At 72.4% G+C, this 24,740-nt stretch carries 23 protein-coding genes and 1 riboswitch; of the genes, 6 read left to right on the plus strand and 17 right to left on the minus strand.

Annotated elements, in window-relative coordinates:
- Window positions 1-4 precede the first annotated feature (4 nt).
- From AB0E62_RS17440 to AB0E62_RS17450, 3 genes are all read right to left on the minus strand, one after another.
- Entirely contained in the window at window positions 5-496 is a 492-nt protein-coding gene (locus tag AB0E62_RS17440) for a hypothetical protein (protein WP_362193711.1), read from the minus strand.
- Window positions 497-531: 35 nt separating this feature from the next.
- The gene (locus AB0E62_RS17445; RefSeq protein WP_362193714.1) at window positions 532-1,725 is read right to left on the minus strand and encodes a spermidine/putrescine ABC transporter substrate-binding protein; all 1,194 of its coding nucleotides are present in this window, start codon (window positions 1,723-1,725) and stop codon (window positions 532-534) included.
- 156 nt (window positions 1,726-1,881) lie between these two features.
- Window positions 1,882-2,766, minus strand: coding sequence for a helix-turn-helix transcriptional regulator (locus AB0E62_RS17450; protein WP_362193717.1), 885 nt, complete (start codon window positions 2,764-2,766; stop codon window positions 1,882-1,884).
- A 140-nt stretch (window positions 2,767-2,906) separates the two neighbouring features.
- On the opposite strand from AB0E62_RS17450, the gene AB0E62_RS17455 reads away from it, so the two are divergent.
- Window positions 2,907-3,911: an aldo/keto reductase gene (locus tag AB0E62_RS17455; protein ID WP_362193720.1), complete on the plus strand. Its 1,005-nt coding sequence runs from the start codon at window positions 2,907-2,909 to the stop codon at window positions 3,909-3,911.
- Window positions 3,912-3,975: 64 nt separating this feature from the next.
- Here AB0E62_RS17455 and AB0E62_RS17460 read toward each other — a convergent pair whose 3' ends face one another.
- Entirely contained in the window at window positions 3,976-5,415 is a 1,440-nt protein-coding gene (locus AB0E62_RS17460; RefSeq protein WP_362193723.1) for a gamma-aminobutyraldehyde dehydrogenase, read from the minus strand.
- Between the two features lie 170 nt (window positions 5,416-5,585).
- Between AB0E62_RS17460 and AB0E62_RS17465 the strand changes: the two genes are divergently transcribed.
- From AB0E62_RS17465 to AB0E62_RS17480, 4 genes are all read left to right on the plus strand, one after another.
- Complete coding sequence (locus AB0E62_RS17465) at window positions 5,586-6,107, plus strand: Lrp/AsnC family transcriptional regulator (RefSeq protein ID WP_030612872.1); 522 nt, start codon at window positions 5,586-5,588, stop codon at window positions 6,105-6,107.
- A 19-nt stretch (window positions 6,108-6,126) separates the two neighbouring features.
- Window positions 6,127-7,491, plus strand: a complete 1,365-nt coding sequence (locus AB0E62_RS17470; protein WP_362193726.1) for an aspartate aminotransferase family protein — start codon at window positions 6,127-6,129, stop codon at window positions 7,489-7,491.
- Window positions 7,492-7,680: 189 nt separating this feature from the next.
- Entirely contained in the window at window positions 7,681-8,421 is a 741-nt protein-coding gene (locus AB0E62_RS17475; protein ID WP_362193729.1) for an ATP-binding cassette domain-containing protein, read from the plus strand.
- The gene (locus AB0E62_RS17480; protein WP_362193732.1) at window positions 8,403-9,839 is read left to right on the plus strand and encodes a hypothetical protein; all 1,437 of its coding nucleotides are present in this window, start codon (window positions 8,403-8,405) and stop codon (window positions 9,837-9,839) included. Before AB0E62_RS17475 ends, AB0E62_RS17480 begins: the two co-directional genes overlap by 19 nt.
- A gap of 10 nt (window positions 9,840-9,849) precedes the next feature.
- On the opposite strand, the gene AB0E62_RS17485 is transcribed toward AB0E62_RS17480, so the two are convergent.
- From AB0E62_RS17485 to rpsB, 11 genes are all read right to left on the minus strand, one after another.
- The gene (locus AB0E62_RS17485; RefSeq protein WP_362193735.1) at window positions 9,850-10,647 is read right to left on the minus strand and encodes a maleylpyruvate isomerase family mycothiol-dependent enzyme; all 798 of its coding nucleotides are present in this window, start codon (window positions 10,645-10,647) and stop codon (window positions 9,850-9,852) included.
- A gap of 22 nt (window positions 10,648-10,669) precedes the next feature.
- Window positions 10,670-11,689 (minus strand): ABC transporter ATP-binding protein, encoded by a 1,020-nt coding sequence (locus AB0E62_RS17490; protein WP_362193738.1) that lies wholly within the window; start codon window positions 11,687-11,689, stop codon window positions 10,670-10,672.
- Window positions 11,690-13,291 carry an iron ABC transporter permease gene (locus AB0E62_RS17495; protein ID WP_362194048.1) on the minus strand — a complete coding sequence of 534 codons (1,602 nt, stop codon included), beginning with the start codon at window positions 13,289-13,291 and terminating at the stop codon, window positions 11,690-11,692.
- A 47-nt stretch (window positions 13,292-13,338) separates the two neighbouring features.
- Entirely contained in the window at window positions 13,339-14,412 is a 1,074-nt protein-coding gene (locus AB0E62_RS17500; RefSeq protein WP_362193741.1) for a thiamine ABC transporter substrate-binding protein, read from the minus strand.
- Window positions 14,413-14,495: 83 nt separating this feature from the next.
- A riboswitch (TPP riboswitch) is annotated at window positions 14,496-14,603 on the minus strand.
- A 23-nt stretch (window positions 14,604-14,626) separates the two neighbouring features.
- Entirely contained in the window at window positions 14,627-15,733 is a 1,107-nt protein-coding gene (gene rlmN / locus AB0E62_RS17505; RefSeq protein ID WP_362193744.1) for a 23S rRNA (adenine(2503)-C(2))-methyltransferase RlmN, read from the minus strand.
- A gap of 49 nt (window positions 15,734-15,782) precedes the next feature.
- Window positions 15,783-16,955, minus strand: coding sequence for a cytochrome P450 (locus AB0E62_RS17510; RefSeq protein WP_362193747.1), 1,173 nt, complete (start codon window positions 16,953-16,955; stop codon window positions 15,783-15,785).
- Between the two features lie 463 nt (window positions 16,956-17,418).
- Entirely contained in the window at window positions 17,419-18,558 is a 1,140-nt protein-coding gene (locus AB0E62_RS17515) for a phosphatidate cytidylyltransferase (protein WP_362193750.1), read from the minus strand.
- Window positions 18,558-19,115, minus strand: coding sequence for a ribosome recycling factor (gene frr, locus AB0E62_RS17520; protein ID WP_362193753.1), 558 nt, complete (start codon window positions 19,113-19,115; stop codon window positions 18,558-18,560). Before frr ends, AB0E62_RS17515 begins: the two co-directional genes overlap by 1 nt.
- 175 nt (window positions 19,116-19,290) lie before the next feature.
- On the minus strand, window positions 19,291-20,049 hold the full coding sequence (pyrH, locus tag AB0E62_RS17525; RefSeq protein WP_030785074.1) for a UMP kinase: 759 nt from the start codon (window positions 20,047-20,049) through the stop codon (window positions 19,291-19,293).
- Window positions 20,050-20,265: 216 nt separating this feature from the next.
- Window positions 20,266-21,102, minus strand: coding sequence for a translation elongation factor Ts (gene tsf / locus AB0E62_RS17530; RefSeq protein WP_362193756.1), 837 nt, complete (start codon window positions 21,100-21,102; stop codon window positions 20,266-20,268).
- A 147-nt stretch (window positions 21,103-21,249) separates the two neighbouring features.
- Window positions 21,250-22,137, minus strand: coding sequence for a 30S ribosomal protein S2 (gene rpsB / locus AB0E62_RS17535; RefSeq protein WP_030785090.1), 888 nt, complete (start codon window positions 22,135-22,137; stop codon window positions 21,250-21,252).
- Window positions 22,138-22,410: 273 nt separating this feature from the next.
- Here rpsB and AB0E62_RS17540 point away from each other — a divergent pair, with 273 nt between their 5' ends.
- Entirely contained in the window at window positions 22,411-22,989 is a 579-nt protein-coding gene (locus tag AB0E62_RS17540) for a M23 family metallopeptidase (RefSeq protein ID WP_362193759.1), read from the plus strand.
- Here the strand turns inward: AB0E62_RS17540 and AB0E62_RS17545 are convergent.
- Both AB0E62_RS17545 and whiG read right to left on the minus strand, forming a co-directional pair.
- Window positions 22,979-23,536 (minus strand): helix-turn-helix domain-containing protein, encoded by a 558-nt coding sequence (locus AB0E62_RS17545; RefSeq protein WP_362194051.1) that lies wholly within the window; start codon window positions 23,534-23,536, stop codon window positions 22,979-22,981. The two genes, AB0E62_RS17540 and AB0E62_RS17545, sit on opposite strands and share 11 nt — an antisense overlap.
- Window positions 23,537-23,601: 65 nt before the next feature.
- Window positions 23,602-24,444, minus strand: a complete 843-nt coding sequence (gene whiG, locus AB0E62_RS17550) for an RNA polymerase sigma factor WhiG (RefSeq protein WP_362193762.1) — start codon at window positions 24,442-24,444, stop codon at window positions 23,602-23,604.
- Window positions 24,445-24,740 lie beyond the last annotated feature (296 nt).

Below are 24,740 nucleotides of genomic sequence, written 5' to 3' on the forward strand. Positions count from 1 at the left end.
TGGGTCAGTCGAAGGCGTTGAAGAGGACTCCGCCCAGCGTGGTGAGGTGATAGAGGCGGATGCGGCGCCACTCCTCCCGGGTCAGTGCCGAGGTGTCCACGGCGGACAGCGGCGTGGTGAGCCGTTCGCGGTCGAGCACGGCGAGTCCCGCGTCGGTGAAGGCGCGGGCCCACGGCGGCGGCGTCAGGAACTCCTCGTCGTACCAGTTCCGGCGCTCCGTGGCGAACGCGGTCCACGGGTGGTGGGCGTGGCACAGGACGACGGTCTCGCCCGCGCGGTCGAGGACCGACCCGATGTGGAAGGAGCGGGGACGGCTCCGCTCCTCCACCTCGCCCACCGTGCCCCCGGCGATGCGGGCGGCCGTGTACAGGGCGGTGCGGAACGTCCGCAGGTCCGTCACGGGAAGCGGGCTGGTGTCCCCGGGGCCGAGGAAACCCGTCGCCCCGCGCGGCAGCACGAAGTCCTTGACCTTGTCCTTGTCCTTGGCCTTGTCCATCGGCTCATCATGCCCGCGCGTACCGGGCCGGCGGCTCACAGGCCCACGATGCCGTTCCACCGCCGGGTGAACTCCGGGCGTTCCGTGGAGCTGATGTCGCGGGCGACGGCCAGGCGTTCGCGCAGGACGGCGTCCGGGAAGATCAGGGGGTTGTCGGCGAGGGCCGCGGTGTCCTTGTCCGGGTCGGCGGCCAGCACCTCCCGGGCGGCCGGGACCGGGCAGACGTAGTTGACCCAGGCGGCGAGCTTCGCGGCGACCTCGGGCCGGTAGTAGTAGTCGATCAGCCGCTCGGCGTTGGCCTTGTGCCGGGCCCGGTCGGGGATCATCAGCGAGTCCGACCACAGCTCGGCGCCCTCCTCGGGGACGACGAAGCGGATGTCGGGGTTGTCGGCCTGGAGCTGGATGACATCGCCGGAGTACGCCTGGCAGGCCAGTACGTCCCCGCTCACCAGGTCCTTGGTGTAGTCGTTGCCGGTGAAGCGGCGGATCTGGCCCCGGTGCACCTCCCGCTCGACGCGGTCGCACATCCGGTGGAAGTCGTCCGCGGTCCAGCGGGTGATGTCCACGCCGTCGCCCTGCATGAGCAGTGCGAACGCCTCGTCCAGACCGGACAGCAGGGTCACCCGGCCCTTGAGGTCCCGCGCCCAGAGGTCCTTCACGTGCCGGATGTCCCGGCCGAGCTTGCGGCGGTTGTAGGCGATGCCGGTGATCCCGGACTGCCACGGCACGGTGAACCGGCGGCCCTTGTCGAAGGCGGGCGAGCGCAGCAGCGGGTCGAGGTTCCGCGCCACCTCGGGCTGGCGGGCGCGGTCCATCTCCTGGACCCAGCCCAGCCGGACGTACCGGGCGCACATCCAGTCGCTGATGACGATCAGATCGCGGCCGGTGGGCCGGTGGTTCATCAGCGAGGGGCTGATCTTGCCGAAGAACTCGTCGTTGTCGTTGATCTCCTCGACGTAGTCCACGGAGATCCCGGTGCGCTTCTCGAACCCCTCCAGCGTGGGCCGCCGGCCCGGGTTGTCGTCGGCGGTGTCGATGTACAGCGGCCAGTTGGCCCAGGTCAGCCTCTTGTCGGCCGCGGACTCGTCGGGCGCGGAGCGGTCCCCGGGCTTGACGTAGGCGGCGGGCACCCCGCACCCGGCCAGCGCACCGAGCGCGGCGGTGGAGCCGAGGGCGGCGAGCAGGGTGCGGCGGGACGGCACGGAGGCCGGAGAGCAAGTCGGGGGCACCCCGGAAGCATGCCGTTTCGTCGCCCGGAGCGACAATCGACGCTGCGTCGAGCGGTCCGGCGCCTGTCCGACACCTTGTCGATCACCGCGCCGGAGTCCGCCGACTCCCGCGCCCGACGGGCTGGTTCAGCCGGCCGCCTGCCCGGCCGCCCCGGTTCAGGCGCCGTCCGTTCCCCAGCCGGCCGGTCCGCTTCGGGCGCCGTCCGCTCCCCAGCTTCCCACCAGCCCCAGTGCCTCCTCGGCCCCGGTCCCCGGCGCCGGCAGATAGCTGACCAGCACCTGACCGGGCTCCGGGGTGTGCAGCACCTCGAAGTCCAGGGCGAGGGCGCCGACCAGTCGATGGCGCAGGATGTGCCGGCCGGGGCCCTTGTCCCGGACGTCCTGCCGGGCCCACAGCGCGGCGAACTCCTCGCTCTTCATGGCGAGCGTGCCGATGAGGGAGGCGAGGGCGGGGTCATCGGGGTAGCGGCCGACGCCCATCCGCAGGAAGGCGACGGTCGCCTCCGCCTTCGCCGGCAGGCTGTCGCCGAGCAGGGCGCGGTAGCGCTCGTCGAGGAAGGCCAGGTGGGCGAAGGTCCGCCGCTCGGGCGGCAGATCGCCGAAGTCGCCGAAGACGGCGGCGGCGAGCGGGTTCCAGGCGAGCACCTGGGTGAGGTGGCCGCAGACGTAGGCGGGGCCGGGCTGGGCGTCGACCAGCCGGCGCAGGGCGGGCCGTACCGCCTCGGCGGCCGGGGCCGCCTCCGGGCGGGCCCGGTCGGGGCGGGCCAGGCCGCGCAGGTACGCCCGCTCGTCCGCGTCCAGCCGCAGGGCGCGGCCGACGGCGTCCAGGACGCCGTCCGACACATGCGGGTTGCGGCCCTGCTCCAGCCGTACGTAGTACTCGACGCTCACTCCCGCGAGCTGGGCCAGTTCCTCGCGCCGCAGTCCGGGCACGCGCCGCGTCCCGTAGGTGCTCAGGCCGACGTCGGCCGGGGTGAGCCGGGCCCGCCGGGACCTGAGGAACTGGCTCAGTTCGGTGCGTCGTTCGCCGATTGCCGTCATGCGACCGAGTATCCCGGGTCCGGGGCGCGCGAGGGTGGTCAACTCTTTCCCCCCTCAAAGCCGTGCCTGCCTGGCCGGCGGCGGGGCGCGCAGGGTGGTGGACGTCAGCGAACAGCCCACATGAGCAAGGACGTACGACGATGACTCTCCCCCTCCGCCCCCTCGGCTCCTCCGGTCTCGACATCTCCGTGATCGGGCTCGGCGCCTGGTCGTTCGGCGGCGACGGCTGGCGGTTCTCGTGGGGCACGCAGGACGACGCGCAGTCCGTCGCGACCGTGCACCGAGCGGTCGAGCTGGGCGTCAACTGGATCGACACGGCCGCCGTGTACGGGCTCGGGCACTCGGAGGAGGTGGTCGGCAAGGCGCTGGCCGCCCTGCCGGAGGCCGACCGGCCGTATGTGTTCACCAAGGCGGGCCTGGTGTGGGACCCGGCGGACCCGGCGGCGGCGCCCCGGCGGATCATGCGGCCGGACAGCGTACGGCGTGAGGTCGAGGACTCGTTGCGCCGGCTCGGCGTGGACGTGATCGACCTGTACCAGGTGCACTGGCCGGACACCGGCGCCGCACTGAACTGGGACGGCACCGAGCCGCCCGAGGACGCGCGGGCCACCGAGCTGGAGGAGTACTGGCAGGTGATGGCCGATCTGAAGGCCGAGGGCAAGGTGCGCGCGATCGGACTGTCCAACCACGGCCCCGAGTTGCTGGAGCGGGCGCGGCGGATCGCCCCGGTCGACGCGGTCCAGCCGCCGCTGTCCCTCCTGAACCGCTCGGCCGAACCGGAGATCGACTGGGCCGCCGGCCACGGCACCGGTGTGATCGCCTACCAGCCGCTGCACTCGGGCCTGCTCACCGGGGCCTTCACCCGGCAGCGGCTGGAGTCCCTGGACCCGTCCGACTGGCGCCGCACGCACCCGGACTTCACTACGGACCTGGACGCCAACCTCCGTACGGTGGACCGGCTGCGCACGGTTGCGCGGGAGCACGGCACGACGGCGGGGGCGGTCGCGATCGCCTGGGTGCTGGCCCGCCGGGGTGTGACGGGCGCGATCGCGGGCGCCCGCAGGCCGGACCAGACGGCGGACTGGGAGCGGGCCGCGCACCTCGGACTGACCGGGGACGAGCTGGAGTTCGTCGCCGGGGAATGAGAAGACGGCGCGGCCCCGGACGGGGAGGGGAATCCGTCCGGGGCCGCGCCGCCGTGCGCGCCGCTTACGCGTCCAGGGAGGTCATCACGTGCTTGATGCGCGTGTAGTCCTCGAAGCCGTACGCCGACAGGTCCTTGCCGTAGCCGGACTTCTTGAAGCCGCCGTGGGGCATCTCGGCGACCAGCGGGATGTGGGTGTTGATCCACACGCAGCCGAAGTCGAGCTTCTTGGACAGGCGCATCGCGCGGGCGTGGTCCTTGGTCCACACCGAGGACGCGAGGGCGTACTCGACGCCGTTGGCGTACTCGACGGCCTGGGCCTCGTCGGTGAAGGACTGCACGGTGATGACCGGGCCGAAGACCTCGTTCTGGACGATCTCGTCGTCCTGCTTGAGGCCGGAGACGACGGTCGGGGCGTAGAAGTAGCCCTTGTCGCCGACCCGCTGACCGCCCGCCTCGACCTTGGCGTGGGCCGGGAGGCGCTCGATGAAGCCGGCTACCTGCTTGAGCTGGTTGGGGTTGTTCAGCGGGCCGAACAGGACGTCCTCGTCGTCCGGGTGGCCGGTCTTGGTCTCGGCGGCGGCCTTGGCGAGCGCGGCCACGAACTCGTCGTGGATGGACTCCTGGACGAGGACGCGGGTCGCGGCCGTACAGTCCTGGCCGGCGTTGAAGAAGCCCGCCATCGAGATGTCCTCGACGGCCTTGGCGATGTCGGTGTCCTCGAAGACCACGACCGGAGCCTTGCCGCCCAGCTCCAGGTGGACCCGCTTGAGGTCCTTGGAGGCGGACTCGGCGACGGACATGCCGGCGCGCACGGAGCCGGTGATGGAGGCCATCGCCGGGGTCTCGTGCTCGACCATCATCCGGCCGGTGTCGCGGTCGCCGCAGATGACGTTGAAGACGCCCTTGGGCAGGATCGAGCCGATGATCTCGGCCATCAGGACCGTGGAGGCGGGGGTGGTGTCCGAGGGCTTCAGCACGACCGTGTTGCCCGCCGCGACGGCCGGGGCGAACTTCCACACGGCCATCATCATCGGGTAGTTCCACGGCGCGACCTGCGCGCAGACGCCGACCGGCTCACGGCGGATGATCGAGGTCATCCCCTCCATGTACTCGCCGGCCGAGCGGCCCTCCAGCATCCGGGCCGCGCCCGCGAAGAAGCGGATCTGGTCGACCATCGGCGGGATCTCCTCGGAGCGGGTCAGCCCGGTGGGCTTGCCCGTGTTCTCCACCTCCGCCGCGATCAGTTCCTCGGCGCGCTCCTCGAACGCGTCGGCGATCTTCAGGAGGGCCTTCTGCCGCTCGGCGGGGGTGGTGTCCCGCCAGGCCGGGAAGGCGCGGGCGGCGGCCTCCATGGCGGCGTCGACGTCCGCCTGTCCGGACAGCGGCGCGGTGGCGTACGCCTCGCCCGTCGCGGGGTTGACCACTTCGGTGGTCCGTCCGTCGGCGGCGTCCCGGAACTCACCGTCGATGTAGTTGCGCAGACGACGCAGCTCGGTGCTCACTGCCGGCCTCCTGATCTGGTTCGGGCTGTCCAATCGCTGAGACACCCACCCTAATCGCCGTACCCACGTTTTCAACACCCCCACCGGCGTTCGATCTGCGAAATCCGCAAGGTCACGTCTCTCAAACAACGGATTTCATCGATCTGGCCTTGCAAAACTGTCGAGACCTGGTGCACAGTGAGGTCGTGGCCAGTCGAAGCGCAGACCAGAGGGACTCGTCCCGCGAGTCCAGGAACGGCAACAGTCCCCAGCTGGACGCCGTCTCCCTCGCCATCATTCAGCAGCTCCAGGAGGACGGCCGCCGGCCGTACGCCGCGATCGGCAAGGCCGTCGGCCTGTCCGAGGCGGCCGTGCGCCAGCGCGTGCAGAAGCTGCTGGACCAGGGCGTGATGCAGATCGTCGCCGTCACGGACCCGCTGACCGTGGGCTTCCGCCGGCAGGCGATGGTCGGGATCAACGTCGAGGGCGATGTCGAGTCGATCGCGGACGCGCTGACCGCCATGTCGGAAGTCGAGTACGTGGTGATGACCGCGGGCTCGTTCGACATCCTCGCCGAGATCGTCTGCGAGGACGACGACCACCTGCTGGACGTCATCAACAAACGCATCCGGGCCCTGCCCGGGGTGCGCTCCACCGAGAGCTTCGTCTACCTGAAGCTCAAGAAGCAGACCTACATGTGGGGAACCCGATAACCGTGAGGACCCGATAACCGTGAGCACCAAGGACCTCAGCCGCACCGCGTACGACCACCTGTGGATGCACTTCACCCGCATGTCCTCGTACGAGAACTCCCCCGTCCCGACCATCGTCCGGGGTGAGGGCACCTACATCTACGACGACAAGGGCAAGCGCTACCTCGACGGTCTCGCGGGTCTGTTCGTGGTCCAGGCCGGTCACGGCCGCACGGAACTCGCCGAGACCGCCGCCAAGCAGGCGCAGGAGCTGGCCTTCTTCCCGGTGTGGTCCTACGCCCACCCGAAGGCCGTCGAGCTGGCCGAGCGCCTGGCCAACGAGGCCCCCGGTGACCTGAACAAGGTCTTCTTCACCACCGGCGGCGGCGAGGCCGTCGAGACCGCCTGGAAGCTCGCCAAGCAGTACTTCAAGCTGACCGGCAAGCCCACCAAGTACAAGGTCATCTCCCGCGCGGTCGCCTACCACGGCACCCCGCAGGGCGCCCTGTCCATCACCGGCCTGCCGGGCCTGAAGGCCCCCTTCGAGCCGCTGGTGCCGGGCGCGCACAAGGTGCCGAACACCAACATCTACCGCGCGCCCCTCTTCGGCGACGACCCGGTCGCCTTCGGCCGCTGGGCCGCCGACCAGATCGAGCAGCAGATCCTCTTCGAGGGCCCGGACACCGTCGCCGCGGTCTTCCTGGAGCCGGTGCAGAACGCCGGCGGCTGCTTCCCGCCGCCGCCCGGGTACTTCCAGCGGGTGCGCGAGATCTGCGACAAGTACGACGTCCTGCTCGTGTCGGACGAGGTCATCTGCGCCTTCGGCCGCCTCGGCACGACGTTCGCCTGCGACAAGTTCGGCTACGTCCCGGACATGATCACCTGCGCCAAGGGCATGACCTCGGGCTACTCCCCGATCGGCGCCTGCATCATCTCCGACAAGCTCGCCGAGCCGTTCTACAAGGGCGACAACACCTTCCTGCACGGCTACACCTTCGGCGGCCACCCGGTCTCCGCCGCGGTGGGCCTGGCCAACCTCGACCTGTTCGAGCGCGAGGGCCTCAACCAGCACGTGCTGGACAACGAGGGCGCCTTCCTGCAGACCCTGCAGAAGCTGCACGACCTGCCCATCGTCGGCGACGTCCGCGGCAACGGCTTCTTCTACGGCATCGAGCTGGTGAAGGACAAGAACACCAAGGAGTCCTTCAACGACGAGGAGACCGAGCGCGTCCTGTACGGCTTCCTCTCCAAGGCGCTGTTCGACAACGGCCTGTACTGCCGTGCCGACGACCGCGGCGACCCGGTCATCCAGCTCGCCCCGCCGCTGATCTCCACCCAGGAGACCTTCGACGAGACCGAGCAGATCCTGCGGGCCACCCTCACGGAGGCGTGGACCAAGCTCTGAGTCGTCCGACCGGATGACCACACCGGCCCCGGCGCCGTCCGTTCGAGTGGAACGGCGGCCCGGGGCCGCGTGCTGTCCGGGCCCCGGTCCGCGTCCTGCCTAGCGTGCCAGTGACCGATCGGCCCCGCCTTCGTTCCCCCGGACGGGGGAACAGGCACGGGGAAACGGATCAGAACCGAGGTGTACGCCATGGAGGCCCCACCGGACAACGACGTGCTCTGGGCACGCTCCCTGCACTTCACGCACCGCGACGGCTCCCCCGGGCTGGCCGGGGTCTCGCTCGGCGTGCGGCAGGGCCAGATCCTCGCCGTCAGCGGACCGCGCGGCAGCGGCAAGACCACCTTGCTGCGCTGCCTGTCCGGCCTGGTGCCGGCGTGCTCCGGCGAGGTCTGGTTCAACAGCTCCCCCCTGCACACGCTCGGCCCCGCCGCCCTCGAGCGGCTGCGCCGGGAACGCTTCGGCTGGATCGACCCCGAACCCGTGCTCGTCCCCGAGCTGTCCGTCTGGGAGAACGCCGCGCTGCCCCTGCTGCTGCGCGGCGCCGGCCGCCGCCGGGCGAAGGTCCGCGCGCTGGAGTGGCTGGAGCGCCTCGATGTCGGCGACCGGGCCCGCTGCCGCCCGCGCGCGCTGCGGCACGCCGAGCGCCAGCGCGTCGCCATCGCCCGCGCGCTCGCCCCCGGCCCCGAGGTGCTGTTCGCCGACGAGCCGACCGCGCCGCTGCACCACGCCGACCGCACCCAAGTGCTGCGCACCCTGGCCACGGCCGCCCGCTCGCACGGCATCACGGTCGTCCTCGCCACCCAGGACCCCGACACCGCCGCGCTCGCCGACCGCACGGTGCCCCTGCTGGACGGGCGCCGCGTGCACACCGTGCACCTGCCGGACGCCCCCGACGCGGAAGGCCGGGCGGCGTGCTCGCTCTCCGCCTGACCCGCGCCGCCCGGCCCGCCGTCCAGCTGCGCCGCCTGCTGGTGGCCGCCGCCTCGGCGGGCACCGGCCTGCTGCTGCTGTCCAGCCTCGCCCACGCCCTGGCGCACCCCGAGGCCGCCGACGCCGCCGCGCTGCGCCTGGCCTGGTGCGCGGCGCCGCTCACCGCCACGGTGTACCTGGCGCTCGCGGTGGCCCGCACCGACCCCGGCACCCGGCCGCGCGCCGGCCTGTCCGCCGCGGGCCTCGGCCCGGCCGGGCTCATGGCCCTGACCGCACTGACGACGGCCCTGTCCTGCGCGCTGGGCTCGCTGCTGGCCCTGCTGCTCTTCCTGCATCTGCGCGGCGACCTCACGGGCCTGCCGTTCGACGGCGCGGCGGCCGGTCTCCTGGCCGCCGGACAGCCCCTGCCGGTCCCGGCGGCCGTGACCCTGCTCACCGTGCTCCCGGTCACCGCGACGGCGGCGGTGGCCGTGGCGCTGCGGCCCCGGGAGCCCCGCCCTCCGGTGCGGGCCGCGCGACGGTTCGGCCGGTTCGGCGCCTCCGGCGGCTCGCCGGGGACGGAGACCTTCGGCGCGTACGGCCGCTTCCGGGCCCGGGCCGCAGCCGGAACCCGGGCCCCGGCCCGGCCGCACCCCGCGGACCCTCCCGCCACCGGGGCGGCGGGCGCGGCCGTGGGCGGGCGGAGCCGGACGCGGGGACGGACGGCGACGGACGGCGGCGGACCGGCACCGGGTACGACGGGCACGAACGCCGACGGCCGGGCGGTGGGCGCGGACGGCGGCGGACCGGGGCCGGGCATCGCGGCCCGCCCCGAACTCCCGGTGCCCGCCCTGGACACCGGCGTACGGTCGCCCGCCGGACTGCCCTGGGGGGTCGCCCTGGTCACCGCCGGACTGGCCGCGCAGGCCTACGCCGGCCGCTCCGCCCCCGTCCCCGGCCTCGCCCTCCTGCTCGGCTGGCTCCTCATCGGCACCGGCCTGGTGCTGGCCGGCCCCGGCCTCACCCACCTGTGCGGCACGCTGCTCCAGGCCGGCCGCCCGGGTGTGCTGCGGCTCCTGGCCGGCCGGGGCCTCATGGCGGAGGCCGCCCGGCTCGGCCGCCCGCTGGGCGTGGTCTGCGCGGTGGCGTCCGCCGGGTGCGCCCTGACCGCACTGCCGGGCGGCCCGGCACCGGACCTCGGGCCGCTGTCCGCGCTCGGCGCGCTCGTCGTCGGCGGCGCCACGCTCGCCACGCTGTTCACCGCGGCCGTGGAGTCCCGTCAGTACCGCGCGGACACCACCGCCACGCTGCTCCGCCTGGGCGCGCGCCCCGCCCTGCTGCGCGGGGCCGCCGCGCTGCGCGCCGCCGCCCTGCCGGCCCTGTGCGGCCCGCTCGTCCTGGCCGTCGCCCTGCTGTCGGCCCTGCCCCTGAGCCGCTGAGCCCCCGGCCTCAGCCGAAGGTGGCCCGCTCCAGCCAGAAGTCCAGCAGTTCCCGGTCGCCCAGCACCTCCAGGCCGGGGGCGTCCGGGGGCAGCCGGCGGTAGAAGGCGAGCAGCACGGAGGTGAGCGGGCCGCGCAGGGCCACCGTCGCCTTCTCGTGCCCGCGCCGCCAGCCCACCCCGTCCGGGCCCAGCTCGATGAGCCATTCGGCGTTCAGGTCCGGGCCGGCGTCGGTGGCGTGCAGATGCAGGGAGCGGCCGGGCCCGCGCAGCTCCCGCAGCCGCTCGTCGGCGGTGTGGCGCTGCACCCACTCCACGATCTGGAGCCACTCGTCCAGCGCGTCGGCCGCGATCTCCGGTGCGACCTCGTAGGGCAGTCCGGCGGCGAGCGTGGCGTCGGCGCGGTGCACGGTGATCTCGTGCGTCATCCGGCGGGCCCAGAACCCGGCGGTCGGCCACCCGGCCCACGTCCACACCCCGGCGTCCGGGCCGGCCTCGCGCAGCGCGCCGACGACCCGCTCGCCGGCGTCCGCGAGCCAGGTGTCCAGCACCGCCGCGTCCCCGCGCTGCTCCGGCCCGCCGAACAGCGGGACCCGCTCGTCCGGGATGTTCTCCCGGGCCCGGGCGCGCACCAGGGCGTCCACCCAGCGCAGGGCGCCGCCCAGGTGCCGTACGAGGTCTTCCAGCGACCAGTCCGGGCAGGTCGGCACGGTCGCGGACAGGTCGGCTCCGGAGGTCACCACGGCTCTCAACAGGCCGACCTGGTGGGCGATCTCGTCGCAGTAGCGGTCATGGGTGAGTACGGGCATGACCTCACCCTAGGGCGGATGATCAATCCAGTACGGCGATTTCCGCCGCGTCGAACTCCACGCCGACCGGGGCGCCGGGTTCGGGGGCGTCGCGCAGCGCGCAGGCCGCCTCCAGGCGCGGGCCGTCCGCCGGCTGGAGGTGGACGGCCACGTGGGAGCCCTTGAAGGTGCGGGCGGTCACCGTGCAGGACAGGCCCTGGCCGGCGGGCACCAGCCGGACCCCGGCCGGGCGGACCAGGACCGTGCGGCTGCCCCGCGCCGAGCCGTCGGGGACGGGCAGCTTGCCCCACGGGCTGTCGGCGACCGTGCCGGTGACGGTCGCCGGGACCACGTTCTCGAAGCCGAGGAAGCGGGCCACGAACGCGTCGGCGGGCCGCTGCCACACCTCCACGGGCGTCCCGGACTGCGCGATCCGTCCGTCCCGCATCACCACCACCCGGTCGGCCAGTGCGAACGCCTCGCCCTGGTCGTGGGTCACGGCGAGCACGGTCGTGCCCAGCCGGCCGAACAGTTCCCGCAGTTCGACCACGAGGCGTTCGCGCAGCGAGCGGTCGAGCTGGCCGAGCGGTTCGTCCAGCATCAGCAGCCGGGGGCGGGGCGCGAGCGCGCGGGCGAGGGCCACGCGCTGCTGCTCGCCACCGGACAGGGCGGCCACGGCCCGCCGGGCCGCCCCGGGCAGGCCGACCAGGTCGAGCAGCCGGCCCACCTCGGCGTCCCGTTCGCTGCGGGCGACGCCGTGCATGCGCAGCCCGAAGGCCACGTTGGCGCCGACGTCCCGCTGCGGGAACAGCTGGTGGTCCTGGAACATCAGGCCGACGTCGCGCTTGTGTGCGGGCACCCCGTTCTGGTCCCGGCCGTCCAGCACCACCCGTCCGGAGTCCAGGCGTTGCAGTCCGGCGACCGCCCGGAGCAGCGTCGACTTCCCGCTGCCGCTGGGCCCGAGCACGCACACCACCTCGTGCTCGGCGACCTCGAGACCGACCCGGTCGAGGACGGCCCGCCCGCCGAAGCGCACGGTCGCGGCATCCAGGCTCAGCAGCATCTAGAACTCCCCCGTCCGGTCGGTGCGCAGCCGCTCCAGGACGAGCAGCGCGGCGGCGCACACCACCATCAGAATGGTCGAAAGGGCCATCGCCTGCCCGTAGTTGAGATCGCCGGGGCGGCTGAGCAGCCGGGCCACGGCGACCGGCAGCGTGGGGTTGTCGGGCCGGGCGATGAACACGGTCGCCCCGAACTCGCCGAGCGACACGGCGAACGCGAAGCCGGCCGCGACCAGCAGCGCCCGCCGCACCAGCGGCAGGTCCACCTCCCGCCACACCCGCCAGGGGGAGGCCCCGAGCACGGCGGCGGCCTCCCTGAGGCGTACGTCCACCGCGCGCAGCACGGGCAGCATGGTCCGTACGACGAAGGGGGCGCCGACGAGGGCCTGGGCGAGCGGTACCAGGATCCAGGACTGGCGCAGGTCCAGCGGCGGCTTGTCGAGGGCGATCAGGAAGCCGAAGCCGACGGTCACGGCGGACACGCCGAGCGGCAGCATCAGCAGCGCGTCGAAGCCCCGGACCAGCCGTCCGGCGTCCCGGCGGGCCAGCGCGGCGGCGGCGAGGGCGCCGATCACGACGGCGATGGCGGTGGCGGCGACGGCGTACTGGAGCGAGGTCCACACCGCGTGCACGGGCGCCACCAGGAACGTACCGCCGTCCGCGTCGGTCAGCGCCCGGTAGTAGCCGAGGCCGGGCGCGTCCAGGGAGCGGCGGACGAGGACGCCGAGCGGCAGCAGCAGGAGCAGGGCGATGGTGACGAGGACCCCGGCGAGCAGCGCCCACTGCCCGGCCCCGCGTGGCCGGCGCGCGGTCACGGCGGCGTCGACCAGGCGCAGCGCGGTCTCCCGCCGCCGTACCGTCCAGGCGTGCACGGCGAGGATCGCGCCGACGGCGGCGAACTGGACGAGGGTGAGGACGGCGGCCGTGGTCAGGTCGAAGACCTCGGAGGTCTGCCGGTAGATCTCCACCTCGATGGTGGAGAAGGTGGGGCCGCCGAGGATCTGGACCACGCCGAAGGAGGTGAAGGTGAACAGGAACACCATCAGGGCGGCGGCGGCCACGGCGGGACCGAGCGCCGGCAGGGTGACCCGGCGCCAGGCCGTCAGCGGGGAGGCGCCGAGCATCCGGGCGGCCTCCTCCTGCCGGGGGTCGAGCTGGGCCCACAGCCCGCCGACCGTGCGGACGACGACCGCGTAGTTGAAGAAGACATGGGCGAGCAGGATCGCCCACACCGTGGTGTCGAGCCGTACTCCCCACAGCTCGTCCAGCAGGCCGCCGCGTCCGAGCAGGGCCAGGAAGGCGCTGCCGGCGACGACGGTCGGCAGCACGAACGGCACGGTGACGACGGCCCGCAGCACCCCCCTGCCGGGGAAGTCGTACCGGGCGAAGACATAGGCGGCGGGCAGGGCGAGCAGCAGGGTCAGCGCGGTGGAGGCGAGCGCCTGCCAGGTGGTGAACCACAGCACGTGCCGGATGTCCGGGCGGGTGACGACGTCCGCGATCCGCCCGAGGTGCCACGTGCCGTCCGCCTTCAGCCCGCGGGTGACGATCGCGGCGACGGGCCAGGCGAAGAACAGCGCGAAGAACGCGACGGGCAGGGCCATCAGCCCGAGCCGAGCCGCGCTCCCGCGCCGGTCCCGCGCCTTGGCGGTCACTTCAGTACGAGCGACGTCCACGAGGAGACCCACTGGTCGCGGTTGGCGGCGATCTTGTCGGGGGCCAGGGTCTCGGGGTCCTTGGCGGCCGGGCCGTACTCGGTGAAGTCGGCGGGTACGGCGGCTCCCTCCACGACCGGGTAGACGAACATGTTCAGCGGCATGTCCTGCTGGAACTCCCGGGTGAGCAGGAAGTCGAGGAACGCCTTGCCGCCCTCGGGGTTCTTCGCGTTGCTCAGCAGCCCGGCGTACTCGGTCTGCCGGAAGCAGGTGCCGTAGGCCACCCCGGTCGGGGCGGTGGCGGGCCGCTTCTTGGCGTAGATCACCTCGGCGGGCGGCGAGGAGGCGTACGAGACCACCAGCGGCCGGTCGCCGCCTGCCTTCCTGCCCTCGGAGGACCCGGAGAACTCCTGGTAGTAGGCCTGCTCCCAGCCGTCGACGACCTTCACGCCGTTGGCCTCGAGCTTCTTCCAGTAGCCCGGCCAGCCCTGGTCGCCGAACTTCGCGGCGCTGCCGAGCAGGAAGCCGAGGCCCGGCGAGGAGGTGGCCGCGTTCTCGGTGACGAGGAGGTTCTTGTACGCCGGCTTGGCGAGGTCGGCGAAGGACTCGGGCGGGGTCAGCTTGTGCGCGCTGAACCAGGCCTTGTCGTAGTTGACGCAGATGTCGCCGGTGTCGACGGGCGTGACCCGGTGCTTGTCCTGGTCGACACGGTTCTCCGGCCGGACGGAGCCGGCGCCCTTCGGCTCGTAGGGCTGGAACAGTCCGTTGTCCAGGGCCCGGGAGAGCAGGGTGTTGTCGACGCCGAAGAAGACGTCGCCCTGCGGGTTGTCCTTGGTGAGGATCGCCTTGTTGACGGCCTGTCCGGCGTCGCCGTCCTTGAGGACCCTGAGCTTGTACCCGGACCGCTTCTCGAAGTCCTTGACGACGCTCTTGGAGACGCTCCACGAGTCGTGGCTGACGAGGGTGACGGTCTTGGGGTCCGCGGACGACCCGGACCCGGACGCACCGCACGCGGACAGCGCGAGCAGGCCGAGCCCGGCCGCCACGGCCACGAGGGTCTTGTTGTGCACTGGATGTCCTCCTGGGGGTTGGCCAGGAAGAGACGCGGCCCTGCCCGGACCGCCGCGCGGGCGGCCCGGGCAGGGCGCAACAGCTTGAGTGGTGACCGAACTTCCTACCCAGAATGACCTGGGCGAGGTTCAGAGGGTCTGCGGCCCGGTTGCCGCACTCTCAGCGCTGTGGCGCTCCCCTGTCGGAATATGAAGATGTGTGGACCTGGTCAGATTACCGCTCGGTGGCCGCGAGCTGACCACAGGCTCCGTCGATCTCCTGACCCCGCGTGTCCCGGATGGTCACGGCTACCCCGTGGGCGGCGATGGCCTCCACGAACGCCTTCTCGTCCTCCGGCCGCGACGCGGTCCACTTCGACCCCGGGGTGGGGTTGAGCGGGATGAGGTTGACGTGCACGGGCTTGCCCTTGAGCAGCCGGCCGAGCCGGTCGCCGCGCCAGGCCTGGTCGTTGATGTCCCGGATCAGCGCGTACTCGATGGACAGCCGGCGGCCCGACTTCTCGGTGTACTCGAATCCGGCGTCCAGCACCTCGCGCACCTTCCACCGCGTGTTCACCGGGACGAGGGTGTCGCGCAGCTCGTCGTCGGGGGCGTGCAGGGAGATCGCCAGCCGGCACTTGAAGCCCTCGTCGGCGAACCGGTGGATGGCCGGCACCAGACCCACGGTCGAGACAGTGATCCCGCGCTGCGAGAGCCCCAGCCCGTCCGGGGCGGGGTCAGTGAGCGCCCGGATGGCCCCGACGACCCGGTTGTAGTTGGCGAGGGGCTCGCCCATCCCCATGAAGACGATGTTGGACAGCCGCGCGGGCCCGCCGGGCACTTCCCCGTCCCGCAGCGCCCGCATGCCGTCGACGATCTGGTGGACGATCTCCGCGGTGGACAGGTTCCGGTCCAGCCCGGCCTGTCCGGTCGCGCAGAACGGGCAGTTCATCCCGCATCCGGCCTGCGAGCTGATGCACATGGTCACCCGGTCCGGGTACCGCATCAGCACGGACTCGACCAGCGTGCCGTCGAACAGCCGCCACAGCGTCTTGCGCGTGGTCCCCTCGTCCGTGGACAGATGGCGGACGACGGTCATCAGCTCCGGGAACAGCGCTTCCCGGAGCTTGGCGCGCGAACCGGCGGGGATGTCGGTCCACTGCTCCGGGTCGTGCGCGTACCGCGCGAAGTAGTGCTGCGAGAGCTGCTTGGCACGGAACGGCTTCTCGCCGATCCCGGCCACCGCGTCCTTGCGTTCGGCGGGCGTGAGGTCGGCGAGATGCCGCGGCGGCTTCTTGGCTCCGCGCGGCGCGACGAAAGTGAGTTCTCCGGGCTTAGGCATGGCGTAACCAGTGTCGCAGATCCAACCGGGTGACCCGGAAAGCCCGCTCTCACCAGGTGACCGGCAGGGTTCTCGGGCCGCGGATCAGGCCCCGCCGTTGGAACTCGACCTGCCCGGGCGGTACGGCCAGCCGGAGGGCGGGGAAGCGGGTCAGGACGGCGCCGATCATGACCTCGGCCTCCATGCGGGCCATCACGGCGGCCAGGCAGTGGTGGGGGCCGTGACCGAAAGCCAGGTGGGCGAGGTGCTCCCGGTCGAAGTCCAGGGTGCCGGGGTCGGGGAACACGCCCGGGTCGCGGTTGGCGGCCAGGTAGGCGTTGTAGACCACGTCACCGGCGCGGATCAGCCGGCCGGCCACCTCGACGTCCTCGGTGGCGATCCGGGGGATGCCGACGCCGTTGCGGTGCGGGACGTAGCGGAACAGCTCCTCCACCGCCCGGGGCAGCAGCTCCGGCTCGCGGCGCAGCCGGTCCAGGTGGCCGGGGTGGGTGAGCAGCGCGTACATCATGGAACCACTGTTGCTGCGGACCGCGTGGCCGCCGCTGACCTGGACGGCGATCGCGAGGGAGACCGCCTCCTCGTCGGTGATCTCGCCCTCGGCGGCGGCCCGCGCCAGCACTCCGGCCAGGTCCTCCCGGGGTTCCTCGCGGCGGCGCCGGAGCAGTCCGGCGATCCGCTCCCGGGTCTCCCTCGCGGCCTCGCGGGCCCGCTCCCCGGACGCGGCGCCCGCCGACAGCAGGGCCTCCCCGGTCGCGGCCCAGTCCTGCCGGTCCTCCTCGGCCACACCGAGGAAGTCGCGGAGCACGGCGAGCGGGAAGGGGTTGTGCAGATGCTCCATGAGGTCGGCCGGGGCTCCGGCGCGGGCCATTCCGTCGAGCAGTTCGGCGGCCCTGCGCTCGGCGAGCGGACGCAGCCGCCGCATGCTCCGCCCGGTGAACGCGCGGGCTACGACCCGGCGCAGCCGGGTGTGCCGGGGCGGATCGATGTACTGGAGGCCGGCCGTCCGCGAGGCGACCGGCACCGGCCGCATGGTGGTGACCTCGCGCCGGGCGACCCGTTCCCGGGAGAAGCGCGGGTCGGAGGTGACGAAGCGGACGTCTTCGTACCGGGTGACCAGCCAGGCCCACCCGGCACCGTACGGCAGCCGGATCCGCGCGACCGGCTCCTCGCGCGCCACCTCGTCCAGGAAGGGATCGGGATCGAGCGCGGGCAGATCGTCCACAGGCCAGAACCGCACCGGCGGGACGGCCCCGGGCCCGGGGCACCCGCGCGCGAGAACAGGAACGGGGGCGGAGGCCGGGCCCGTGGAGACACGGGCGGAGGACGCCGGTCCGGAGGCCGGGCAGGCGGAGACGGAGGCCGGGCACACCGAGGCGTGGGCCGGGCAGGCGGAGACGCGGGCGGGGGACGCTGAGCCGGAGGCCGGGCAGGTGGACGCGGAGGCGGGGGCGGGGTCGAGGGGCATCGGGCACACTCCCTGCTGCGGCGCCGGGCGGCGGCGCGACCGCCGCCCTGTGAGGAGTCTGCCGCGCACGGCACCGGACCGCCGATTCCTGCTGCGGCATCCGGGTGCGGCCCGGCTCACGGCTACGACTCACCGCTGCGACTCACCACTGCGACTCGCCGCCACGACGACGGCCCCCGCCCTGCTGCGACACAGGACGGGGGCCGGGAAGCCGTACCGCTCACGCGGAGCCGACGAAGACCACCATCAGCAGCCACACCACCGGAGCCGTCGGCAGCAGCGAGTCCAGGCGGTCCATGATGCCGCCGTGACCGGGGAGCAGGGTGCCCATGTCCTTGATGCCCAGGTCCCGCTTGATCATGGATTCGCCGAGGTCGCCCAGCGTGGCGCTGGCCGCGACCGCGAGCCCCAGCAGCAGGCCCTGCCACCAGGCCCCGCCGTCGATCAGGAACTGCATGCACAGCGCGCCCGCCACCATCGCGAACAGCACCGCTCCCAGCAGGCCCTCGCGGGTCTTGCCCGGGCTGATGCGCGGGGCGAGCTTGTGCTTGCCGAAGCGCCAGCCGACCGCATAGGCACCGGTGTCGCTGACGACCGTCAGCAGCAGGAAGGTCAGCACCCGCCAGGGACCGTCGTCGGCGGCGAGCATCAGCGCCACGAAGGTCGCCAGGAAAGGCACGTAGAACGCGGCGAAGACACCGGCCGTGACGTCCTTGAGGTAGCCCTCCGGACGTTCCGTCATGCGCCAGACCAGGGTGGCCAGGGCGGTGAGGGCCATGGCCACCCACGCGCCCTCCGCGCCGCGCACATAGCCGGCGACGACCATGGCCGCACCGCCCACCGCGAGCGGCACGAGCGGCGCCCTGATCTCCTTGCGCTCCTTGAGCCTGCTGGTCAGCTCCCACAGCCCGACGACGACGGCGATCGCTATCACGCCGACGAACACGGCCTTGACGACGAACAGGGACGCGACGATCACCACACCGAGCCCGACGCCGACCCCTATGGCCGCGCCCAGGTCCCGGCCCGCGCTCTTCTTCTGCGGCGCCGGTGCCGGCGGCGGCTGCGGGACGTCGGACATGGGCTCCGGGTTCTGGGTCTCGGCCGGGAGCTCCCGGGCCTGGAACGTCTCGTCTCGGAACAGGGGGCCGCCCAGCCGAGCGGCCCCCCGGTCGTCGTCCTGGTCCGAGCCGTACGCGGGGCCGTCGGGCACGACGGGCATGGGGCGAGTCTGCTGCGCCTCAGGCGCATCGTACGCGGGACCCGCCGGGGCAGCCCCCTGGAGAGGCCCGCCCGCGGCGGGCCCCCAGTAGCCGGTCTGCCCCGCCGGTGGCGGCGCTCCCCAGGAAGAGTCGCTCATCAGACTTCGAGCAGCTCCGCTTCCTTGTGCTTGAGGAGCTCGTCCACCTGGGCGACGTACTTCGCCGTCAGGTCGTCGAGGTCCTTCTCCGCACGGCGGCCCTCGTCCTCACCGATCTCGCCGTCCTTGACGAGCTTGTCGATGGCGTCCTTGGCCTTGCGGCGCACGGAGCGGATCGAGACCTTCGCGTCCTCGCCCTTGGCCTTGGCGACCTTGATGTACTCGCGGCGGCGCTCCTCGGTCAGCTCAGGGAACGTCACCCGGATGATGTTGCCGTCGTTGCTGGGGTTGACGCCCAGGTCGGAGTCGCGGATCGCCTGCTCGATGTTGCGCAGCGCGCTCTTGTCGAACGGGGTCACGACCGCCATGCGCGGCTCCGGCACGGAGAACGAGGCCAGCTGGTTGATCGGCGTCGGGGCACCGTAGTAGTCGGCCACGATCTTGTTGAACATCGCCGGGTGCGCACGGCCGGTGCGGATCGCGGCGAAGTCCTCCTTGGCGACCACGACGGCCTTCTCCATCTTCTCCTCGGCCTCGAGGAGGGTCTCTTCGATCACCACTTGCTCCTGCGTGTCTTGAGTAAGGCCCGGCTCCGGTTCCTGCGTCGGTCGGCGGCCGGCTGCGTCGCGTCTTCTTCCTGCACGGTTCCCGACCGGCAGGACATTGTCCATCCCCCGGCCGGGGTCCGGCCCCTTCACAGGGCCGCACATCACCGGCCGGGTCGATCCCGGGTCAGTCCCGGCTGCCCTGGTCACCCACCAGCGTGCCGATCTTCTCACCCTTGACGGCGCGGGCGATATTGCCCTCCGCGAGAAGCTCGAAGACGAGGATCGGGAGCCGGTTGTCACGGCACAGCGTGATGGCGGTGGCGTCGGCGACCTTGAGGTCCCGGGTGATGACCTCGCCGTAGCCGAGCGCGTCGAACTTGACGGCGTCGGGGTTGGTCTTGGGGTCGGAGTCGTAGACCCCGTCCACGCCGTTCTTGCCCATGAGCAGCGCCTCGGCGTCGATCTCCAGGGCGCGCTGGGCGGCGGTGGTGTCGGTGGAGAAGTAGGGCATGCCCATACCGGCGCCGAAGATGACCACGCGGCCCTTCTCCAGGTGGCGCACGGCGCGCAGCGGGATGTACGGCTCGGCGACCTGGCCCATGGTGATGGCGGTCTGCACGCGGGACTGGATGCCCTCCTTCTCCAGGAAGTCCTGGAGGGCGAGGCAGTTCATCACGGTGCCGAGCATGCCCATGTAGTCGGAGCGGGCGCGGTCCATACCGCGCTGCTGGAGTTCGGCGCCGCGGAAGAAGTTGCCGCCGCCGATGACGACCGCGATCTGCGCCCCGTCGCGCACGACGGCCGCGATCTCGCGGGCGATCTTGTGCACCACGTCCGGGTCGACGCCCAGGCCCCCGCCGCCGGAGAAGGCCTCTCCGGACAGCTTCAGCAGAAACCGGCCGCGTACTTTGCCGTCGTCGCTCTTCTGGGCCTTGGTGGTCATGGGGGATCCCGCCTCTTTCACGTGTTGCACATACGAAGAAGGCCATTGCCGATGGGGTCGCTTTTCGCTCCCATGCGCGGCAATGGCCTCCTCGTCAGATCTGCTGTCGTCCGCCGCACGCCGGGGTGGGGCGAGGGGGACGGACGACTGCGGTCGACCCTATCGGGATTTCCTCGCGGATCTCCCCGGGGGTCGCGCGTCGATCACGGTACGGACTCAGATGCCGACCTTGATGCGCGAGAAGCGCTTCAGGGTGACACCGGCCTCGTCCAGAACCTTCTGGACCGACTTCTTGTTGTCCAGCGCGTACGGCTGGCCGAGCAGCGTGGCGTCCTTGAAGAAGCCGTTCAGCCGACCCTCGACGATCTTGGCGATCGCGGCCTCGGGCTTGCCCTCGGCGCGGGTGGTCTCCTCGGCGATGCGACGCTCGGACTCGACGACGTCGGCCGGCACCTCGTCCTTGGAGAGGTACTTCGGCGCGAAGGCGGCGATGTGCTGGGCGACGCCCTTGGCGACCTCGGCGTTCGGCTTGTCGAACTCGACCAGGACACCGATCTGCGGGGGCAGGTCGGGCATGGTGCGGTGCATGTAGGCGGTGACGTAGCCGTCGGTGAACTGCGCGAAGCGGTCCAGGACGATCTTCTCGCCGAGGTTGGCGTTGGCCTCGTCCACGAACGCCTGGACGGTCTTGCCGGACTCGATCTCGGAGGCCAGCAGGGCCTCGATGTCGGCAGGGTTCGTCTTGGCGACGTGCTCGGCGATGGCCTGGGCCACGGCCTGGAACTTCTCGCCCTTGGCGACGAAGTCCGTCTCGCACTTCAGCTCGACCAGGACGCCGGAGGAGTTGTCGTCGGCGATGATGGAGACCACGGCGCCGTTCTCGGCGGAGCGGCCCTCGCGCTTGGCGACGCCCTTCTGGCCCTTGATGCGCAGCGCCTCGACGGCCTTCTCGACGTTGCCCTCGGCCTCGTCCAGCGCCTTCTTGCAGTCCATCATGCCGGCGCCGGTCAGCTCACGGAGCTTCTTGACGTCGGCGGCGGTGTAGTTCGCCATGAGTCTGTGAGTCTTTCTCGAAGTCGAAGATCCAAGGTCAGGGGATCCGCGTCGACAGGGAGAGGTGCATCCGCGACGCGCCCTTGACCTACGGGTGAACAGCGGGGGCGGACTTCATGTCGCCGCCCCCGCCATCAACGCTGACGGTCAGGCCTGCTCGCCCTCGGCGGCCGGCGCCTCGGCGGCCGGGGCCTCCGCGGCGGGGGCCTCGGCGGCCGGGGCCTCGGCGGCGGCGTCGGCGGCCGGGGCCTCCTCAGCCTTCTTCTCGCCCTCCAGCAGGTCGCGCTCCCACTCGGCGAGCGGCTCGCCCGCGGCCTTCTCACCCTTGTCACCGGCGGCCACGCCGGAACGGGCGATGAGGCCCTCGGCGACGGCGTCGGCGATCACGCGGGTGAGCAGGGTGACGGAGCGGATCGCGTCGTCGTTGCCCGGGATCTTGTAGTCGACCTCGTCGGGGTCGCAGTTGGTGTCGAGGATCGCGACGACCGGAATGTTGAGCTTCCGGGCCTCACCAACGGCGATGTGCTCCTTCTTGGTGTCCACGATCCAGACGGCGCTGGGCACCTTCTGCATCTCGCGGATACCACCGAGGGTCTTCTCCAGCTTGGCCTTCTCGCGGGAGAGGACCAGCAGCTCCTTCTTGGTCAGACCGGAGGCGGCGACGTCCTCGAAGTCGATCTGCTCGAGCTCCTTGAGGCGCTGCAGACGCTTGTAGACGGTCGAGAAGTTGGTGAGCATGCCGCCCAGCCAGCGCTGGTTGACGTAGGGCATGCCGACGCGGGTGGCCTGCTCGGCGATGGCCTCCTGCGCCTGCTTCTTCGTGCCGACGAACATGACCGTGCCGCCGTGGGCGACGGTCTCCTTGACGAACTCGTAGGCGCGGTCGATGTACGACAGCGACTGGAGCAGGTCGATGATGTAGATGCCGTTGCGCTCGGTGAAGATGAAGCGCTTCATCTTCGGGTTCCAGCGACGGGTCTGGTGACCGAAGTGGACGCCGCTCTCCAGCAGCTCCCGCATCGTGACGACGGCCATGGCCGTTTCTCCTTGGTGTTCTCGGTTGTGCCGCGTCCGCCGGACGGCGGTCGCGCCTGACGCCCGCGACGCGCCGTGCCACGAAGGACCGAGGGGCGCTTGGCAGGGACCGTTGCCGGCCGCCGTACCGGGGCGTGCGAAGTCGACCCGGTGACCCGGATCGCCAGAAGAAGTGTACGGGACCGACGGGGTGCCGGGTGACGGCGCTGTCCACAACCGGCGAGTAGTCCACAGGCCCGGGCCGGAAGCGGCGGGCTGCGGGACGGTGGACGCATGCGCCACACGACGTTCTGGACGGCCGTGCCGCTGGTGCTGGCGGCGGCCCTGCTGACCCCTCTGGCCTGGGCGGACGCCCCGCTCCCGGCCCCGCCGACGGCTCCCGCGCCCCCGGTCCCGGCCCTCGCCCGCGCGTGGCCGGTCGGCACCCGACCGCCCGTCCTGCGCGGCTGGCGGCCACCGGCGACGGTCTACGGCCCCGGGCACCGGGGAGTGGACCTGGCGGCCCCGGCGGGCTCCCCGGTCCGCGCGGTGGCCCCCGGCCGGGTGCTGTTCGCGGGCCGGGTGGCGGGCCGGGGCGTGGTCTCGCTGGCGGTCGGCGGAACGGACCTGCGGACGACGTACGAGCCGGTCCGGGCTTCGGTGCGCGAGGGCGACGAGGTGGCCGCGGGCGCGGTGGCCGGCACCCTGGAGGCGGGCGCCCACTGCGGTGGCGCGCCCTGCCTCCACTGGGGCCTGCTGCGGGGCGGAACCTACCTGGACCCGCTGTCGCTGCTGCCTCCGTGGCTGCTGAACGGCGGCCCGTCGCGGCTGCTGCCCGTCCGGCCGGACCGGCCGGCCGCGGTCAGCCCTTGACGCCCCGCAGGGCCATGCGCACGGCCGCGTCCGTCACCACCGCGGGGTCCTCCGCGGCACCCAGCTCGATCCGCCGCACCGCGGCGTCCACCACCCCTTGCAGGAGCATCGCCGCCAGCCGGGGCTGCTCGTGCCCCAGCTCCGCCAGCGCCTCGACGATCAGCGCGACCAGTCCCCCGTGGGCCGCCCGGATCTTCTCCCGCGCCCCGGCGTCCAGTTCGCTCGCGGAGATGGCGACCACCGCGCGGTGGCGCCGGTCGCCGACGAGCGCGAGCTGCTGCCTCACGTACGCCTCGACCCTGCCCTCGGCCGAGCCGGCCCGCTCCATGGCCGCCTCGACCTCCGCCGCCCAGACGGGGAAGTCGGCCTCGCACAGCTCCTCGACCACCGCGGCCCGCGACCGGAAGTACTCGTACACGGACGACCGCGCCAGCCCCGTGCGCTCCGCCAGCGCGGGGAAGGTCAGCGCCTCCGTCCCGCCCTCGGACAGCAGGGTCCGAGCCGCGTCCAGCAGGGCGGCTCGCTGCATCGACCGGTGTTCGGCCACGGAGGCCGCTCGAATCCTTGGCACGCCGACCACTGTACGGACCCGCCCCGCCGGAAGGGGAGGCGTCAGCGCCCGAAGCCGGCCAGCTTGGCCCGGAGCTGGAGCACGGACTTGGTGTGGATCTGGCTGACCCGGCTCTCGGTGACGCCGAGCACGTTGCCGATCTCGGCCAGGGTGAGCCCCTCGTAGTAGTAGAGCGTGACCACCGTCTTCTCCCGCTCGGGCAGGGTGTTGATCGCCCGGGCCAGGAATCGCCGCAGTTCCCGGTCCTCGGCCACCTCCACCGGGTTGTCGGCGGCGGTGTCCTCCAGCGTGTCCATCAGACTGAGCCGGTCCCCGCCCTCGCCGCCGACGTGCAGCAGTTCCTCCAGGGCGACCACGTTGGCCAGCGACAGCTGGCTGAACACCGCGTGGAGTTCGTCGATCTCCATGCCCAGTTCGGCGGCGACCTCCCCTTCCGTCGGGGTCCGCCGCAGCCGCGCCTCCAAGGTGGCGTAGGCGCGCTCGACATTGCGCGCCTTCTGCCGGACCGATCGGGGAATCCAGTCCAGCGCCCGCAGTTCGTCGATCATGGCGCCGCGGATCCGGGTGATCGCGTACGTCTCGAACTTGATCTCCCGGTCGATGTCGAACTTCTCGATCGCGTCGATCAGCCCGAACACCCCCGAGGAGACGAAGTCGGCCTGCTCCACATTGGGCGGCAGCCCGACGCTGACCCGGCCCGCCACGTACTTGACCAGCGGCGAGTAGTGCAGGATCAGCTGCTCGCGGAGCCGCTCGTCCCCCGTCGCCTTGTACGACCGCCACAGCTCGTCGAGCGTCGAGGGTGCGGGCGGTCGGGCGCTGCCACCGTCGCGGGCGGCTGGGGGGATCGCCGCCCGGTCGGACCCGGAGGTGTGCTGGGGCATTCGTCGCCTTGTGCCGTTCTGCCGTGAAGTGCCGTGGGTTGCCGTGAAGTGGGTGGGAGTGGGGTCGGTGCGGAGAAGGGGGCTGACTGGGTGAGGTGTCGGTCTGGTGTCGGGTTGACGCGGTCTGCGTCGCACCTTCGTGAGCGTAGCGTGACTATGGAGTCGCGGTGTGCGAACAAGACGGCTCCACCCGTGCGCGGGGGCACGCGCCGGGCGGATGACGCCGGGCCGCGGTTCGCTCTCCGTGACCGGCCGGAGGTGCCAACTCCGGGAAACCCCAAGGCTTTCGGGGGTTC

Origin of the sequence: Streptomyces sp. NPDC038707, assembly GCF_040636485.1 — a bacterium.
GTDB lineage: Bacteria > Actinomycetota > Actinomycetes > Streptomycetales > Streptomycetaceae > Streptomyces.

Excerpts from the sequence above, each read along its gene's own strand:
- AB0E62_RS17440 (WP_362193711.1), bottom strand. The coding sequence starts at position 496 with ATGGACAAGGCCAAGGACAAGGACAAGGTCAAGGACTTCGTGCTGCCG.
- AB0E62_RS17450 (WP_362193717.1), bottom strand. The coding sequence starts at position 2,766 with ATGACGGCAATCGGCGAACGACGCACCGAACTGAGCCAGTTCCTCAGG.
- AB0E62_RS17455 (WP_362193720.1), top strand. The coding sequence starts at position 2,907 with ATGACTCTCCCCCTCCGCCCCCTCGGCTCCTCCGGTCTCGACATCTCC.
- AB0E62_RS17475 (WP_362193729.1), top strand. The coding sequence starts at position 7,681 with ATGGAGGCCCCACCGGACAACGACGTGCTCTGGGCACGCTCCCTGCAC.
- AB0E62_RS17485 (WP_362193735.1), bottom strand. The coding sequence starts at position 10,647 with ATGCCCGTACTCACCCATGACCGCTACTGCGACGAGATCGCCCACCAG.
- AB0E62_RS17490 (WP_362193738.1), bottom strand. The coding sequence starts at position 11,689 with ATGCTGCTGAGCCTGGATGCCGCGACCGTGCGCTTCGGCGGGCGGGCC.
- AB0E62_RS17495 (WP_362194048.1), bottom strand. The coding sequence starts at position 13,291 with ATGGCCCTGCCCGTCGCGTTCTTCGCGCTGTTCTTCGCCTGGCCCGTC.
- rlmN (WP_362193744.1), bottom strand. The coding sequence starts at position 15,733 with ATGCCTAAGCCCGGAGAACTCACTTTCGTCGCGCCGCGCGGAGCCAAG.
- AB0E62_RS17515 (WP_362193750.1), bottom strand. The coding sequence starts at position 18,558 with ATGAGCGACTCTTCCTGGGGAGCGCCGCCACCGGCGGGGCAGACCGGC.
- pyrH (WP_030785074.1), bottom strand. The coding sequence starts at position 20,049 with ATGACCACCAAGGCCCAGAAGAGCGACGACGGCAAAGTACGCGGCCGG.
- tsf (WP_362193756.1), bottom strand. The coding sequence starts at position 21,102 with ATGGCGAACTACACCGCCGCCGACGTCAAGAAGCTCCGTGAGCTGACC.
- rpsB (WP_030785090.1), bottom strand. The coding sequence starts at position 22,137 with ATGGCCGTCGTCACGATGCGGGAGCTGCTGGAGAGCGGCGTCCACTTC.
- AB0E62_RS17540 (WP_362193759.1), top strand. The coding sequence starts at position 22,411 with ATGCGCCACACGACGTTCTGGACGGCCGTGCCGCTGGTGCTGGCGGCG.
- whiG (WP_362193762.1), bottom strand. The coding sequence starts at position 24,444 with ATGCCCCAGCACACCTCCGGGTCCGACCGGGCGGCGATCCCCCCAGCC.